Below are 16,698 nucleotides of genomic sequence, written 5' to 3' on the forward strand. Positions count from 1 at the left end.
AGCCTGGTCGAGCAACGAAGTCAGCTCGCCAGCGAAACTCACCGCCGTGTGGCGCAGGTGCAGCAGGCGCTGGCGGGGCTGGAGCCGCTGGTCCGCGAGGAGCATGCGCGAATCCAGGCCGAACTGCGCCTGATCCAGGGGCTGATGATCGGTCTGATCCTGCTCGTCGCGTTGCTCATCGATCGACTCCAGCGGCGTCTGGCCGGACTGCTCGCCAGGCTGGCGCCGGCACTGGGAGCCTGGGCCGCCGGTGATTTCCGCCAGCCGCTGCAGATCGACTCGCGCATCAGCGAGCTGCGCGAGATCGGCGACTCGCTGAACCGCTTGCGCGACTTTCTCGTCGAACTGGCCGGCAGCATCCGCGACAACGCCCGCGAGATCGGCTGCAGCGGACGCAACCTGGCACGAATCAACGCCGGCCTGCACGGCGGCGCGGAACACCAGGCCGAGGAAACCCGGATGATTCGCGACTCCCTCGGCGAGCTGGAGTCGACCATCCAGACCGTCGCCGAAAACGCCGGCCTGGCGGCGGGCGCCAGCCGCGAGGCGGACCAGGCGGTTGCGCAGGGCCAGCAACTGATCGACCGCAGCCTGGCCGGTCTGCATGCGCTGGTCGACGAAGTCCGCGACAACGCCCGTAGCACCGAGCAGCTGGCCGACGAGACCAGGGGCATCAGCCAGGTCCTCGGCGTCATCCGCAGCATCGCCGAGCAGACCAACCTGCTGGCGCTGAATGCAGCCATCGAGGCCGCCCGCGCCGGTGAAAGTGGTCGCGGTTTCGCGGTGGTCGCCGAGGAAGTCCGCTCGCTGGCGCAGCGCACCGCGGGCGCCACCGGCGAGATCCAGCAACTGATCGAGCGACTGCAGCAGGCCGCCGGCAGCTCGGTGGCGGCCATGCACGCCCAGGTCGCACACGCCGAAGAGACCGCAGAACAGGCTCGCGTGGCCGACGACGCGCTCGGCCAGATAGTCGCGAGCATTCGCGAGATCGCCGGCATGGCCCAACGCATCGCGGCGGCGACCGCCCAGCAGGGCCAGGCGGTGAGCGAGATCCGCGAGCATGGCGAGCGCATCCACCAGCGTGGTGCAGACAACCTGCAGCGGATCGCCGAAAGCCGCAGCCAGGGCGACGCGCTACTGCAACTGGGCGAACATCTCGACGGCCGCGTGCAGCGCCTGCAGCTGGACTGAAACGCCCTGCGACGGCAGCACACCTGTGCCGGCGCCGGGAGTTGGTTATGATGCCGGCTTGTTGTCCTTGCGAGCCCGCCATGTCCCGCCTGCTGTCGATTCTGCTGCTCCTGATCACCCTGCCGGCCAGCGCCAGCCTGTTCGACAGCCGCCCTGCGCCCTTGCCGGGCATCGGCGACAGCACCGGCAGCGACTTCCTGCCGGTGGCCGAAGCCTTCCGCGTCAGCCTGGTCGAGGAAAGCGCCGATTCGCTGCTGGTGCGCTTCCAGGCGGCGCCGGGTTACTACCTGTACCGCCACGCCTTCGACTTCTCCATCGAGCCAGCCGAGCTGGCCGCCGGCGATGCGCGGATTCCCGACGGCGAGCCCAAGCACGACGAGTACTTTGGTGCGGTCGAGGTGTATTACGGCGAGACCACCATCCGCCTGCCGCTGAACAATCCCCAGGGCCAGCCACTGGCGGTGCAGGTGCGTTACCAGGGCTGTGCAGACAAGGGCCTGTGCTATCCACCGGAAAACGCCCGACTGACACTGGGCGACATGCCTGAACCTGCAGCAAAGCCGACAGACGCCAGCACCTCGCTTGCCTGGGGCAGCCTGGCACTATTCTTTCTCGCCGGCCTCGGCCTGACCTTCACGCCCTGCGTACTGCCGATGCTGCCGATCCTTACCGGTGTGGTGCTGCGCGGACAGATCGGCGGCATGCGCGGCTTCACCCTGTCGCTGGCCTACGTGCTGCCGATGGCACTGTGCTTCGCCCTGCTCGGCGCGCTCATGGGCATCTTCGGTGCCGAGCTGAATCTGCAGGCACGGCTGCAGTCACCCTGGATCCTGGTGCCCTTCGCCGCCTTCTTCGCGCTTTTTGCCCTGGCCATGTTCGGGCTGTTCGAACTGCGCCTGCCACGCTTCATCAGCGAGCCCCTTGATCGTCTCGCCGGCAACACCCGCGGCGGCTCGTTGTGGGGCGCAGCTTTGCTGGGCGTACTCTCCAGCCTGCTGGTTTCGCCCTGCGTTTCCGCGCCACTGGCCGCTGCGCTTCTTTATATAAGCAGCAGCGGCGATGCGCTCGGCGGCGGCCTGCAGCTCTTCGCCCTGGGCCTGGGCATGGGCGCCCCGCTGGTACTGCTGGCCACCGGCGGCGGCAAGCTGCTGCCCAAGGCCGGCAACTGGATGGTCGCGGTGCGCAACGCCTTCGGCGTGATGCTGCTGGCGGTCTCGGTATGGCTGCTCGAACGCGTCCTCCCCGGCCCACTGAGCCTGGCGCTCTGGGCACTGCTTGCCGGCGCGGTGGCAATTGCGCTGTTGCGGCTGGCCCTGCGCCAGAGCGGCAGCGCGCGGCTGTTGGCGCTGCTGTTCGCCGCCTTGCTGGCCGTCTATTCGCTGGCCGCCGCCTACGGTTCACTGCAAGGCGGCTCCGACCCCCTGCGGCCCTGGAGTGGCCCGCTACAGCACGGTGAGTGGCTGAGCATCGACAATCCTGCACGCCTAGACGCCGAGCTGCTGGCCGCGCGCACTGCCGGTCAGCCGCTGCTGCTGGACTGGTATGCCGACTGGTGCATCAGCTGCAAGGTCATCGAGCGCGAGGTGCTGCAGAACGCCGAGGTCGTCGACGCGCTCGCCGGTTATCGGCTGGTGCGCTTCGACATCACCGCCAGCACCGCCGAGCAACGCGCTCTGCTCGATCGCTATCAGCTGTTCGGTCCCCCTGCGTTGATGCTGTTCGATGCGCAGGGGGTCGAGCAGCACGAACAGCGCGTGGTCGGCGAGATCGACGCCAAAGGCTTCCTTGCCCGGCTGCGTGATGCAAATGACCAGAAATAGCCCTGCAGTCACATATCTCGGGCAACTTGTGGCTATCGTGCAGGTTTCGTGCTGACAACTGGACAGTCTTTCCCGCTTTCCGGCATAGTCCTGCCGCATTGAAATGTGTCGACCAAGGACAATGCAATGGCCACGCTACTGGTACTTCACGGGCCCAACCTGAACCTGCTCGGCAGCCGCGAGCCCGGCGTCTACGGCGCCACCACCCTGGCCCAGATCAATCAGGATCTGGAGCAGCGCGCACGCGAGCGCGGCCATCATCTGCTGTACCTGCAGAGCAATGCCGAGTATGAGCTGATCGACAGGATTCACGCCGCGCGCAGCGAAGGCGTGGACTTCATCATCATCAATCCGGCGGCTTTCACGCATACAAGTGTCGCATTACGTGACGCGCTGCTGGCGGTGAGCATCCCATGCATCGAAGTGCATCTCTCCAACGTGCACAAACGTGAACCTTTCCGTCATCACTCCTACTTCTCCGACATCGCCGTAGGGGTGATCTGCGGTCTCGGCGCCAGCGGCTACCGCCTGGCGCTGGACGCGGCCCTGGAACAGATAGAACAACTACGCCCCTGACAATTTCCTTGGGAGTTGAACAAAGATGGACATTCGTAAAGTCAAGAAGCTGATCGAACTGCTGGAAGAATCCGGGATCGACGAACTGGAAATCCGCGAAGGCGAGGAATCCGTGCGCATCAGCCGCCACGGCAAGCAGACCTTCGCTGCTCCGCAGATGTATGCCCCCGCTCCGGTCGCAGCACCTGCTGCACCGGTAGCCGCCGCTGCAGCGCCCAGCGCCGAAGCAGCGCCGAGCGCCAAGCTCAACGGCCACGTTTCCCGCTCGCCGATGGTCGGCACCTTCTACCGCGCCGCTTCGCCGACCTCGGGCAACTTCGTCGAAGTCGGCCAGAGTGTGAAGAAGGGCGACATCCTCTGCATCGTCGAAGCCATGAAAATGATGAACCACATCGAGGCGGATGCCAGCGGCGTGATCGAGTCCATCCTGGTCGAGAACGGCAACCCGGTTGAGTACGACCAGCCGCTGTTCACCATCGTCTGATGTCCCGGGAGCCTGCGATGCTGGAAAAAGTACTGATCGCCAACCGTGGCGAGATCGCCCTGCGCATCCTTCGCGCCTGCAAGGAAATGGGCATCAAGACGGTTGCCGTGCATTCGTCCGCCGACCGTGAACTCATGCACCTGTCGCTGGCTGACGAGGCCGTCTGCATCGGCCCCGCACCAGGCGCGAAATCCTACCTGCACATCCCGGCGATCATCGCCGCAGCCGAGGTGACCGGCGCCACCGCGATCCATCCCGGCTACGGTTTCCTCGCCGAGAACGCCGACTTCGCCGAACAGGTGGAGAAATCCGGCTTCACCTTCATCGGTCCGACCGCCGACACCATCCGCCTGATGGGCGACAAGGTCTGCGCCAAGGACGCCATGAAGAAAGCCGGCGTGCCAACAGTGCCGGGCTCCGACGGCCCGTTGCCGGAAGACGAGGAGACCGCCCTGGCGATCGCCCGCGAGGTCGGCTATCCGGTGATCATCAAGGCTGCCGGTGGTGGCGGTGGTCGCGGCATGCGCGTGGTACACAAGGAAGAAGACCTGATCCGCGCGGCCAAGCTGACCCGCACCGAAGCCGGATCGGCCTTCGGCAACCCGATGGTCTATCTGGAGAAATTCCTCGGCAACCCGCGCCACGTCGAAGTCCAGGTACTGTCCGACGGCCAGGGCAACGCCATCCACCTGGGTGATCGCGACTGCTCGCTGCAGCGGCGTCACCAGAAGGTCATCGAGGAAGCGCCCGCTCCCTACATCGACGAGAAGGCCCGCGCCGAAGTGCTCAAGCGCTGCGTCGACGCCTGTATCGAGATCGGTTATCGCGGCGCCGGTACCTTCGAGTTCCTCTACGAAGATGGCCGTTTCTACTTCATCGAGATGAACACCCGCGTGCAGGTCGAGCACCCGGTCACCGAGATGGTCACCGGCATCGACATCGTCAAGGAGATGCTCAGCATCGCCGCCGGCAACAAGCTGTCGTTCAAGCAGGAAGACGTGGTCATCCGCGGACACTCGCTGGAATGCCGGATCAACGCCGAGGACCCGGACAACTTCATGCCCTGCCCCGGCAAGGTGAAGCACTACCATGCTCCGGGCGGCAACGGCGTGCGCGTCGACTCGCACCTCTACAGCGGCTACAGCGTGCCTCCGCACTACGACTCGCTGATCGGCAAGGTCATCACCTACGGCGCCAGCCGTGACGAGGCACTGGCGCGGATGCGCAACGCGCTCGACGAGATCATCGTCGACGGCATCAAGACCAATGTGCCGCTGCACCGCGACCTGGTCCGCGACAAGGGCTTCTGCAAGGGAGGAGTGAACATCCACTACCTCGAGAAGAAGCTGGGCATGGACAAGCACTAGAGCGAGCAAGCACGGCAGCCCTCTGCAAACCGCAGGCGGCGCGCTGTACGATATGCGACCCCAAGGGAGCGGCTTCGGCCGCTCCTTTCTTTTTCTTGCAGCAGGAAGCTTGACGCTTGCAGCTGCTCCCAACGGGAGCCCCACCCATGCCCTGGCTACAACTGCGCATCGCCATCACGCCGGAACAGGCAGAGAGTTTCGAGGACGCCCTGCTCGGGGTGGGCGCGGTGTCGGTGACCTTCATGGACGCCGAGGACCAGCCAATCTTCGAGCCGGACCTGGGCACCACGCCGCTGTGGTCGCATACCCACCTGCTGGCGCTGTTCGAGGCGGACACCGACGAAAGCAACCTGCTTGCCCATTTGCAGTTCCTGCTTGGCGGCGACCTGCCTGAGCACAACCTGGAGCGCATCGAGGATCAGGACTGGGAACGCAGCTGGATGGACAACTTCCAGCCGATGCGCTTTGGCCGGCGCCTGTGGATAGTTCCGAGCTGGCACCAGGCGCCCGAGCCAGAGGCCGTCAATCTGCTGCTCGACCCCGGACTGGCCTTCGGTACCGGCACCCATCCGACCACAGCGCTGTGCCTGCAGTGGCTCGACGGCCAGAGTCTGGCCGGCAGTCGCCTGCTCGACTTCGGCTGCGGCTCCGGCATCCTGGCGATTGCCGGCCTGCTGCTCGGCGCCGCCAGCGCGGTGGGCACCGACATCGACCCGCAGGCGCTGGAAGCCTCGCGCGACAACGCCTTGCGCAATGGCATCGAGCCCGAGCGTTTCCCGCTGTACCTGCCACCGCAGATGCCTGGCGCTGAGTTCGACGTGGTGGTTGCCAACATCCTCGCCGGCCCGCTGGTGCAACTGGCGCCGGTCATCAGCGGTCATGTCCGTGCGGGCGGGCGGCTGGCGCTGTCGGGCATCCTCGCCGAACAGGCGGACGAAGTCCGCGCGGCCTACGCCGAGCAGTTCGAGCTGGACCCGACTGCCGAGCAGGAAGGCTGGGTCAGGATCAGCGGCGTGCGCCACTGACGCGCGCGGGCCGCGGCACTCGGCCAACGGCGGCGGCCACTGCGCCGCCCGTCGAACCTCCCGCCCCGCTTTCACTGTTACTTGAAGCTTGTGGCTTGCAGCTTGCCGCAGCTCCTTTCAGACTAGCGCCCTCTTCGCCCCGGACCCGCGCATGACCAGCAGCCTCGTCACCCAGTGCCCGCATTGCCGAACCAGCTTCCGCGTCAACCAGGCGCAGCTCGGGGCAGCCAAGGGCGCGGTTCGCTGCGGAGCCTGCCTGCACGTCTTCAATGCGGTCCAGCACATGCTCGGCGAGCCGCCGTCCGATCCGCCAGCGCCGGTCGCCAGCACGCCACGCCCGGCCCCTGGCGCGACAACCGAAGCGCCCCCGGCAGCCGCGCAGCTCGTTCGCCCGACTCCAGCTCCAGCTCCAGCTCCAGCTCCAGCTCCAGCTCCAGCTCCAGCTCCAGCTCCAGCTCCAGAGATAGCGTCGCCGCCAGCGGATGCCGCGCAAGCAGCCGATGAAACGCTGTGGATTCACGATGACCTGGACCTCGACGGTCTCGATCTGGACGAGGAACTGGCCAAGCTCGAGCGCGAGGAGATGCAGCTTTCCAGCGAGTTTCTCTCGCTCGGAGCAGCACCCAAGCCGGCAGAACGGATGCTTGGTGCGCGAATCGGCGACGGCCCGACCGACCCCCACGACGAAGACTGGGCCGAGGCGCTGCTGCGCGAGGCGGCGCAACCCAAGGCGCCGCCTACGGCGCTGACCGACGAGCCCGCTGCCGCTGTCGCGCAGCCCACCGCTGCTGATGCAGCGGAGCCAGGCGTCGAGGAAATCGATTTGGCCGCATTGCCGGGCAGCGTCGTCGAGCCGCAGATCTCTGACGAACTGACCGAACCCGATCACCCGCAACGCCGCGAACCCTCGCTGCAGGACGACGATCACCTGCTGCACCTGAGCAACGAGCCATTGCGGCTGACCTGGGAAACCCGCAAGCGCCCCTGGGGACGCTGGATCGGCTGGGGCCTGCTCAACCTGCTCGCCGCCGCCGGCCTGCTGGCCCAGTACGCGACCTACAACTTCGAGGAGCTGGCGCGCCAGGACCAGTACCGCCCCTGGTTCGAGATGCTCTGCCCGACGTTGGGCTGCAGCCTGCCGTCCAAGGTGGACATCAGCCAGATCCGCAGCAGCAACCTGATGGTCCGCGCCCATCCAGAGCATCCCCGGGCGCTGGTGGTGGACGCCATCCTCTACAACCGCGCCGACTTCGCCCAGCCCTTTCCGCTGCTGGAGATGCGCTTCGCCGACATCAATGACCAACTGCTCGCCAGTGGCCGCTTCCGCCCCAGCCAGTATCTTGCTGGAGAACTGGCCGGCCAGTCGGAGATGCCACCGCAGACGCCGATCCGCATCTCGCTGGAGATCCTCGACCCGGGCCCACGCGCGGTCAATTACAGCCTGAGCTTCCAGTCACCCGAATAGGTCGAGCCCGCGCCCAGACACCCGACATCCCGGGCAAGGCTCTGGCCTGCGGGCGCGCTCCGCGCGTACTAGCTCCGCGCCATCAGGCTGTACATATTTTATCCAGAACAGTCTTTCTCCGGTCACCGGGAGCGGGTATCATGCCCACCCTTTTTCGCACCCTCGAATAACAAGGCAGACCCTAGGGACGCTTTATGGCGACGCTTCGCATCGGCTCCTACGAATTGCCCAATCAGCTGATCCTGGCTCCCATGGCCGGCGTCACCGATCGGCCGTTCCGCGAGCTCTGCCGCAGCCTGGGTGCCGGCATGGCGGTCTCTGAAATGGTCACCAGCGATACCCGCCTGTGGGACACGCGCAAGACCAGCCTGCGCCTGGTGCATGCCGACGAACAGGCGCCGCGCTCGGTGCAGATCGCCGGCAGCGACCCGCAGATGCTCGCCGCCGCCGCCCGCCGCAACGTCGAGCTGGGTGCGCAGATCATCGACATCAACATGGGCTGCCCGGCGAAGAAGGTCTGCAACAAGGCCGCCGGCTCCGCACTGATGAAGGACGAGGCGCTGGTGGCGGATATTCTTCACGCCGTGGTCCGCGCCGTGGACGTACCCGTCACCCTGAAGATTCGCACCGGCTGGGATCGCGACAACCGCAACGGACTCGGCATCGCCCGGATCGCCGAGGACGCCGGCATCCAGGCCCTGGCCGTCCACGGCCGCACCCGCGCCGACCTCTACACCGGCCAGGCCGAGTACGACACCATCGCCGCGATCAAGCAGGCGCTGTCGATTCCCGTGCTGGCCAATGGCGACATCGACTCGCCGCAGAAGGCCCGCCAGGTACTCGAACATACCGCTGCCGACGGCCTGCTGATCGGCCGCGCCGCCCAGGGTCGGCCGTGGATATTCCGCGAGATCGCCCACTACCTGAGCACCGGCGAGTACCTGCCGGCGCCGGATCTGGCGGAAATCGAAACGATTCTGCAGCGCCATGTGACAGCCCTGCACGAGTTCTACGGCGACGTGATGGGTGTGCGCATCGCCCGCAAGCATGTCAGCTGGTACCTGGCGACGCTTCCGGGCGCCAGCGAATTCCGCAGCAGGTTCAACGCACTGGATGACCAGCAGGCACAGACCCATGCGATCCAGTCCTTTCTCGCCGAACGTTGTGAAGCCCTGCAGGCAGGGAAATTACAGGAAGTTGCAGCATGACGTTGATGACCAAGCAATTTGTGAGTGAAACCGTAGCCGTGAGCGACAATTCAAGCCTCAAGCAACACCTGACCACCCCCAGCGTCGAGGGCCAGACGCTGCGCGGAAGCGTGGAGCAGGCGCTGCGCAACTACTTTGCCCATCTCGACGGTCAGGCGGTTTCCGACGTCTACAACCTGGTCCTGTCCGAGGTCGAGGCGCCGCTGCTGGAAACCGTGATGAGCTACGTCAAGGGCAACCAGACTCGCGCCTCCGAGCTGCTCGGCCTGAACCGCGGCACCCTGCGCAAGAAACTCAAGCAATACGACCTGCTCTGAACGGCAAGCCACGAGCCGCAAGCCGCAAGCAGAAGTGTCTTTCTCTTGCAGCTTGCGGCTCGTAGCTTGCGGCTAACCCCTGATGGAATCGCTATGACCGACCAGACCCTTCGCCTTCCCGTCCGCCGCGCGCTGATCAGCGTCTCCGACAAGACCGGCATTCTCGAATTCGCCCGCGAGCTCGTCGCTCTGGGCGTCGAGATCCTTTCCACCGGGGGCACCTACAAGCTGCTCAGGGACAATGGCGTAGCCGCGGTTGAAGTGGCCGACTACACCGGCTTCCCGGAAATGATGGACGGCCGGGTGAAGACCCTGCACCCGAAGATCCACGGCGGCATCCTCGGCCGGCGCACCCTCGACGGCGCGGTGATGGAGCAGCACGGCATCAAGCCGATCGACCTGGTCGCGGTCAACCTCTACCCCTTCGCCGCCACCGTGGCCAAGCCCGGCTGTGACCTGGCCGACGCCATCGAGAACATCGACATCGGCGGCCCGACCATGGTCCGCTCCGCCGCCAAGAACCACAAAGACGTGGCCATCGTGGTCAACGCCAGTGACTATGCAGGCATCGTCGAAAGCCTCAAGGCCGGCGGCCTGAGCTATGCCCAGCGTTTCGACCTGGCCCTGAAAGCCTTCGAGCACACCGCGGCCTACGACGGCATGATCGCCAACTACCTGGGCACCATCGACCAGAGCCGCGACACCCTGTCCACCGAAGACCGCGGCGCCTTCCCGCGCACCTTCAACAGCCAGTTCATCAAGGCCCAGGAAATGCGCTACGGCGAGAACCCGCACCAGAGCGCGGCGTTCTACGTCGAGGCCCAGCGCGGCGAAGCCAGCGTGTCCACCGCCGTGCAGCTGCAGGGCAAGGAACTGTCGTTCAACAACGTGGCCGACACCGACGCCGCGCTGGAGTGCGTGAAGAGCTTCGTCAAGCCGGCCTGCGTCATCGTCAAGCACGCCAACCCGTGCGGCGTGGCCGTGGCCACCGACGAGGAAGGCGGCATCCGCAAGGCCTACGACCTGGCCTACGCCACCGATACCGAGTCGGCCTTCGGCGGCATCATCGCCTTCAACCGCGAACTGGACGGCGCGACCGCCCAGGCGATCGTCGAACGTCAGTTCGTCGAAGTGATCATCGCGCCGAAAGTCTCCCAGGCCGCCCGCGACGTGGTCGCCGCCAAGGCCAATGTGCGCCTGCTGGAGTGCGGCGAATGGCCGGCCGAACGCGCCGCCGGCTGGGACTTCAAGCGCGTCAATGGCGGCCTGCTGGTACAGAGCCGCGACATCGGCATGATCACCGCCGCCGACCTCAAGGTCGTCACCCAGCGCGCCCCGACCGAGCAGGAAATCCACGACCTGGTGTTCGCCTGGAAGGTCGCCAAGTTCGTCAAGTCCAATGCCATCGTCTACGCCAAGGGCCGCCAGACCATCGGCGTCGGCGCTGGCCAGATGAGCCGGGTCAACTCCGCGCGCATCGCCGCGATCAAGGCAGAGCACGCTGGCCTACAGGTGGCCGGCTCGGTGATGGCCTCGGACGCCTTCTTCCCGTTCCGCGACGGTCTGGACAACGCTGCCGCCAATGGCATCACCGCAGTAATTCAGCCGGGTGGCTCGATGCGCGATGCGGAAGTCATTGCCGCCGCCGACGAAGCCAATATCGCCATGGTCTTTACCGGCATGCGCCACTTTAGGCATTGATTTCGGCCGCACTGAAACCGGCATCTGCCGTGTTGCCTCAGGTTCCGCCAATGCTCATTGCCACCAGGCAACTGCGCTTGCCGAAACCCGAGGCGCCTTGCATCTACCGGCTTCATTGCGACCTACCACTGAGTTGCCAAGATTTTCGTAGGGTGGATGACGCTGTGTTCATCCACCAATCGGGCCTCGGGCCCGCCTCCATGGGGAGAGAAACATGAACGTACTGATCATCGGCAGCGGCGGTCGTGAACACGCGCTGGCCTGGAAAGTGGCGCAGGACCCACGCGTCGCCAAGGTCTTCGTCGCGCCGGGCAATGCCGGCACCGCCACCGAGGCCAAGTGCGAGAACGTCGCCATCGACGTGCTGGCCGTCGAGCAGCTCGCCGACTTCGCCGAGAAGAACGTGCAGCTGACCATCGTCGGCCCGGAAGCGCCGCTGGTGAAGGGTGTGGTCGATCTGTTCCGCACCCGCGGACTGGCGATCTTCGGCCCCACCGCCGCCGCCGCGCAGCTGGAAGGCTCCAAGGCCTTCACCAAGGACTTCCTCGCCCGCCACAAGATCCCCACCGCCGATTACCAGAACTTCACCGAGATCGAGCCGGCGCTGGCCTATCTGCGCGAGAAGGGCGCGCCGATCGTGGTCAAGGCCGACGGCCTGGCCGCTGGCAAGGGCGTGATCGTCGCCATGACCCTGAGCGAGGCCGAGGACGCGGTGCGCGACATGCTCGCCGGCAATGCCTTCGGTGACGCCGGTTCGCGGGTGGTGATCGAGGAATTCCTCGACGGTGAGGAAGCCAGCTTCATCGTCATGGTCGACGGTGAGAACGTGCTGCCGATGGCCACCAGCCAGGACCACAAGCGCGTCGGTGACGGCGACAGCGGCCCGAACACCGGCGGCATGGGCGCCTACTCGCCAGCCCCGGTGGTCACCGCCGAGGTGCACCAGCGGGTGATGGACGAAGTCATCTATCCGACCGTGCGCGGCATGGCCAGCGAAGGCAACGTCTATACCGGCTTCCTGTACGCCGGACTGATGATCGACAAGGCCGGCAAGCCCAAGGTGATCGAGTTCAACTGCCGCTTCGGCGACCCGGAAACCCAGCCGATCATGTGCCGCCTGGAATCCTCCCTGGTGCTGCTGGTCGAGGCCGCGCTGGCCAGGGCACTGGACAAGGTCGAGGCCACCTGGGACCCGCGACCGACCGTCGGCGTGGTCCTGGCGGCCGGCGGCTATCCGGGCGACTACAGCAAGGGTCAGCTGATCGAAGGGCTGGATGCAGCCGCCAAGCTGGACGGCAAGGTGTTCCACGCCGGCACCGCACTCCAGGATGGCCAGGTCGTCACCGCCGGCGGTCGGGTACTCTGCGCCACCGCGATCGGTCGCACGGTGTCCGAAGCCCAGCAACAGGCCTATCGCCTGGCCGAGCAGATCAGTTGGGACGGTTGCTTCTATCGCAACGACATCGGCTACCGAGCGATCGCCCGCGAACGCGGCGAGTCCTGAAGGGTCGAAACGGGCAACGGCAGGCGGCCATCGCGGCCGCCTTCTTTCCTGTTACTTCCCGGACGAGTGCGTGGCTATAATCGGGCACTTATACCCATCAAAGGGACTTGCCGTGCGCTGGCTCAGGACTGCCAAAGGGTTGTTTGCCTGCCTGCTGATCCTGTTCTGTCAGCCGCTACTCGCGGCGCCGGAACCGGCTGCACCTGCCGCGGAAAGCTGGCAGGTGCTGATCGACGAGTCCGCGCAGCTGGCGCTGGACGACGTGCGCGCCCAGAGCAATCGTTTCCAGCCGCTGGATCGCAAGGCCCTGACCTTCCCCGCCGCCTCGCATGCCGTCTGGTTGCGCGTCGAGGTTCCGCCGACCGAGCAACGCCGCTGGCTGTGGATGTTCGCGCCGCGCGTGCAGTACGTCGACTACTACCTGCTGCAGCAGGGCACCCTTGAGGAGCAGGTCCACACCGGCGAGTCGCGCGCGATCAACTCGCGTCCGCTTCCTGCCCGCGCCTATCTGTTCTCGCTGCCCAACGATAATCAGCAGCGCACGCTCTACCTCCGCCTGACCTCCAACCACCCGCTGATGATCTGGTTCAAGACCATCGACGAAGCCGAGCTGGTCAGCCAGGAAAAGCCTGCCTACGTCTTCGGCGCGCTGCTCGGCGGCCTGCTGCTGCTGATGGGCTACAACCTCATCGCCTTCATCTATACCAGGGCTCTGCCCAGTCTCTGGCTGGGCGGCATGCATGCCTCACTGGCCCTCTCCGCCGCCGCCAATCTCGGCCTGCTGGCGGTCTGGGTGCCGAGCCTGAGCTACAACCAGTCACTGATCGCCGACCTGTCCGCCCTTGCCACCGCGCTGCTGGTGCTTTCCTACACGCTGTGCTTCTTCAGTCTGCGCGAGCTGGCCTTCAGCACCCTGCAGAAAGGCGTGGTGATCGCCGAGATGGGCCTGGTGGCGCTGCTGGCGCTGGTGATCGCGCTGACTGGCGAGTTCTGGCACAGCTGGCTGATCTATCTGCTGGTGCTGCTGGCCGCCATCAGCGTGCCGCTGCTGGCCGGCTGGCAATGGCGCCAGGGCTATCGCCCGGCACGTCTGGTCACCCTCGGCATGCTGCTGTTCAACGCCGGCTTCGCCATCTTCATCCCGGTGCTGTTCGGCCTCGACCAGCTCAACCCCGGCTGGCTGGTGATCGGCGTGTTCAGCATCGCCACCCTGGCCGGCATGTTCCTCAGCGTTGCCGCGGCCGAACGCCAGCAGCAACTCGACCGCGAGGCCCAGGCGCGCAAGACCAGCGCCGCCGCCAGCTCCGCCGAGCTGCGCGCCAAGGCCGAGTTCCTGGCCAAGATCAGCCATGAAATCCGTACGCCGATGAATGGCGTGCTGGGGATGACCGAGCTGCTGCTCGGCACCCAGCTGTCGGCCAAGCAGCGTGACTACGTGGAGACCATCCACAGCTCCGGCAACGAGCTGCTTACCCTGATCAACGAGATTCTCGACATTTCCAAACTGGAGTCCGGGCAGATCGAGCTGGACGAGGTGCAGTTCGACCTCAACGCGCTGATCGACGACTGTCTCGACATCTTCCGCGCCAAGGCCGAGCAGCAACAGGTGGAGCTGATCAGCTTCATGCAGCCGCAAGTGCCGCGGGTGGTCAGCGGCGATCCGACCCGCCTGCGCCAGACCCTGCTCAGCCTGCTCGACAATGCGTTCAAGCAGACCCTGGAAGGCGAGATTCTGCTGGTGGTGGCGCTGGACAACAGCGAGGCCACACCGCGCCTGCGCATCGCCGTGCAGGACAGCGGCCGCACGCTGGACGCCGAGGAGCGCGAGGCACTGCTCACCGCCGAACTGCACAGCCGCGACTTCCTCGCCGCGACCCAGCTCGGCGGCCGCCTGGGGCTGATCATCGCGCGCCAGCTGGTGCGCCTGATGGGCGGTGAATTCGGCGTGCAGAGCGGCGGCCCCCAGGGCAATACGCTGTGGCTGACCCTGCCGCTGGAAAGCAGCCGCCTGGAACAACCGACTGCCGATCTGGACGGCCCGTTGCAGGGTGCCCGCCTGCTGGTGGTGGATGACAACGAGACCTGCCGCAAGGTGCTGCTACAGCAGTGCGGCGCCTGGGGCGTGGACGTCAGCGCGGTGCCGTCGGGCAAGGAGGCTCTGGCGCTGCTGCGAACCAAGGCGCATATCGGCGAGTTCTTCGACGTGGTGCTGCTCGACCAGGACATGCCCGGCATGACCGGCATGCAGTTGGCTGCGAAGATCAAGGCCGACCCGAACCTGAACCACGACATCCTGATCATCATGCTCACCGGCATCAGCAACGCGCCGAGCAAGATCATCTCGCGCAACGCCGGGATCAAACGCATCCTCGCCAAGCCGGTTGCCGGCTACACCCTCAAGACCACCCTGGCCGACGAGCTGGCACAGCGCGGCCACCGCCCGCAGCCGACCGTCCAGCCCAACGCCACCCCTGCGCTGCAGGTACCGGAAGACTTTCGCATCCTGGTCGCCGAGGACAACAGCATCTCGACCAAGGTCATCCGCGGCATGCTCAACAAGCTCGGCCTCAAGCCGGACACCGCGAGCAACGGCGAAGAGGCCCTGCAGGCCCTCAAGCAGAACCGCTATGACCTGGTGCTGATGGATTGCGAGATGCCGGTGCTCGACGGTTTTTCCGCCACCGCGCAGCTGCGCGAGTGGGAAACCCGGCAACAGCAGCCGCGCACCCCGGTCGTGGCGCTGACCGCGCATATTCTCTCCGAGCACAAGGAGCACGCCCGCGAAGTGGGCATGGATGGCCACATGGCCAAGCCGGTCGAGTTGTCGCAGCTGCGCGAGGTGCTCGAACACTGGATCGGCGAGCGCGAGCTGCGCCGTCTGCGCGAGCTGGGTGAAGCACCCAGCGCCTGAGCGCACCAAACGGGAACACCCGCCCCGCGTCGCGCGCACAAGAACAGTGCACCTGCACTCCCTCACCGCCACGCAATGCCGCGAGCAGGGCCCTGTGGCGCCTGGCATGAAACCTGCCAATGCCTGAAGGATCCCTCCGTCGTGCGCCGAACAGCGTCATGCCGCCCGGCTGGACGGACCCAGCAGCCCAGCGCCACACCGGCGCCGGGCGTCGCCGATGGAAACCTATGCTGCACACGAACATCCGCATTCCCGACGGCAAAGGCGCGCCCCGATGACCGCCGCCTGCTTTCGCCCGCAATGGCATGCCGAGCTGGAACTGGCCTATGTGCACAGCGGTGGCGGCACGCGGCCGAGCCTGCGCCGCCACAGCGGGCCGCTGCGGGTCCAGAAACATCTGCATGCCGAAGGCCCCGAGGTCTGCCAGCACATCATCATCCATCCGCCCGGCGGCATCGCCGGCGGTGACCAGCTGCGGATCAGCGCCCAGGCCGGCCCAGGCAGCTGGGCCCAGCTGACCAGCCCCGGCGCGGCCAAGTGGTACCGCGCCGGGGCCAGCGCCGGCCAGCAGCTCGCGCTACGGGTCGAAGCCGGCGCCACCCTGGAGTGGCTGCCGCAGGAAAGCATCTTCTATAGCGGCGCCCGCGCAGCGCTGCAGACCCGCATCGAGCTGGCCGAAGACGCCCGGCTGTTCTACTGGGACATCCTGGCGCTGGGGCGTCCGGCCAGTGGCGAACGCTTCGCCGATGGTCATCTGCACAACGCCCTGGACATCTACCGCGAGGGGCGCCTGCTGTGGCACGAGCGCCAACGCATCCAGGGCGGTGACGGCCTGCTCGACTCGCCCATCGGTCTGGGCGGCCAGCCGGTCATGGCAACGCTGCTGGCAAGCGGCGACATCCCGGCCAGCCTGCTCGAGGAGTGCCGCCAGCTGACCCGTCCCGCCAGGTTGCGCGGTGATCTGACACAACTTCCTGGTCTGCTGGTGGCCCGCTGCCTGGCCGATGAGGCGCTGCACGCACGCGCCTGGCTGATCCAGCTCTGGCAACTGCTGCGCCCGAGCATGCTCGGGCGCCCCGCCGTGCCGCCGCGGATCTGGAGCACCTGAACCCCCAGGGACAGCGCTGCG

General features: G+C 66.3%; 13 protein-coding genes. All 13 read left to right on the forward strand.

Going from position 1 to position 16,698, the window contains the following annotated elements; translation table 11 throughout:
- Window positions 1-459: 459 nt before the first annotated feature.
- The 13 genes from DBO85_RS19630 to DBO85_RS01855 all read left to right on the forward strand — a co-directional run bounded on the left by DBO85_RS19630 (window position 460) and on the right by DBO85_RS01855 (window position 16,677).
- Window positions 460-1,191 (forward strand): methyl-accepting chemotaxis protein, encoded by a 732-nt coding sequence (locus DBO85_RS19630; RefSeq protein WP_407681438.1) that lies wholly within the window; start codon window positions 460-462, stop codon window positions 1,189-1,191.
- A gap of 80 nt (window positions 1,192-1,271) precedes the next feature.
- Window positions 1,272-3,011 (forward strand): protein-disulfide reductase DsbD, encoded by a 1,740-nt coding sequence (gene dsbD, locus DBO85_RS01800; RefSeq protein WP_108104696.1) that lies wholly within the window; start codon window positions 1,272-1,274, stop codon window positions 3,009-3,011.
- 126 nt (window positions 3,012-3,137) lie between these two features.
- Entirely contained in the window at window positions 3,138-3,587 is a 450-nt protein-coding gene (gene aroQ, locus DBO85_RS01805; protein WP_108104698.1) for a type II 3-dehydroquinate dehydratase, read from the forward strand.
- A 25-nt stretch (window positions 3,588-3,612) separates the two neighbouring features.
- On the forward strand, window positions 3,613-4,071 hold the full coding sequence (gene accB, locus DBO85_RS01810) for an acetyl-CoA carboxylase biotin carboxyl carrier protein (RefSeq protein WP_108104700.1): 459 nt from the start codon (window positions 3,613-3,615) through the stop codon (window positions 4,069-4,071).
- A 17-nt stretch (window positions 4,072-4,088) separates the two neighbouring features.
- The gene (accC, locus tag DBO85_RS01815) at window positions 4,089-5,438 is read left to right on the forward strand and encodes an acetyl-CoA carboxylase biotin carboxylase subunit (protein ID WP_108104702.1); all 1,350 of its coding nucleotides are present in this window, start codon (window positions 4,089-4,091) and stop codon (window positions 5,436-5,438) included.
- 146 nt (window positions 5,439-5,584) lie between these two features.
- Window positions 5,585-6,463: a 50S ribosomal protein L11 methyltransferase gene (prmA, locus tag DBO85_RS01820; protein ID WP_108104704.1), complete on the forward strand. Its 879-nt coding sequence runs from the start codon at window positions 5,585-5,587 to the stop codon at window positions 6,461-6,463.
- Window positions 6,464-6,614: 151 nt separating this feature from the next.
- Complete coding sequence (locus tag DBO85_RS01825) at window positions 6,615-7,928, forward strand: DUF3426 domain-containing protein (RefSeq protein ID WP_108104706.1); 1,314 nt, start codon at window positions 6,615-6,617, stop codon at window positions 7,926-7,928.
- A 194-nt stretch (window positions 7,929-8,122) separates the two neighbouring features.
- The gene (dusB, locus tag DBO85_RS01830) at window positions 8,123-9,136 is read left to right on the forward strand and encodes a tRNA dihydrouridine synthase DusB (protein WP_108104708.1); all 1,014 of its coding nucleotides are present in this window, start codon (window positions 8,123-8,125) and stop codon (window positions 9,134-9,136) included.
- Window positions 9,133-9,453, forward strand: a complete 321-nt coding sequence (fis, locus tag DBO85_RS01835; RefSeq protein ID WP_108104710.1) for a DNA-binding transcriptional regulator Fis — start codon at window positions 9,133-9,135, stop codon at window positions 9,451-9,453. The genes dusB and fis overlap by 4 nt, the downstream gene beginning before the upstream one ends.
- 93 nt (window positions 9,454-9,546) lie before the next feature.
- Window positions 9,547-11,154, forward strand: a complete 1,608-nt coding sequence (gene purH, locus DBO85_RS01840; RefSeq protein WP_108104712.1) for a bifunctional phosphoribosylaminoimidazolecarboxamide formyltransferase/IMP cyclohydrolase — start codon at window positions 9,547-9,549, stop codon at window positions 11,152-11,154.
- Window positions 11,155-11,368: 214 nt separating this feature from the next.
- A complete protein-coding gene (purD, locus tag DBO85_RS01845) occupies window positions 11,369-12,658 on the forward strand; it encodes a phosphoribosylamine--glycine ligase (protein ID WP_108104714.1) in 1,290 nt (429 codons plus the stop codon).
- A 112-nt stretch (window positions 12,659-12,770) separates the two neighbouring features.
- Window positions 12,771-15,569, forward strand: coding sequence for a hybrid sensor histidine kinase/response regulator (locus tag DBO85_RS01850; RefSeq protein WP_108104716.1), 2,799 nt, complete (start codon window positions 12,771-12,773; stop codon window positions 15,567-15,569).
- Window positions 15,570-15,843: 274 nt separating this feature from the next.
- Window positions 15,844-16,677: an urease accessory protein UreD gene (locus tag DBO85_RS01855; protein WP_108104718.1), complete on the forward strand. Its 834-nt coding sequence runs from the start codon at window positions 15,844-15,846 to the stop codon at window positions 16,675-16,677.
- The last annotated feature ends 21 nt before the right edge of the window (window positions 16,678-16,698 follow it).

Origin of the sequence: Pseudomonas mangrovi, assembly GCF_003052585.1 — a bacterium.
GTDB classification, from domain to species: domain Bacteria; phylum Pseudomonadota; class Gammaproteobacteria; order Pseudomonadales; family Pseudomonadaceae; genus Aquipseudomonas; species Aquipseudomonas mangrovi.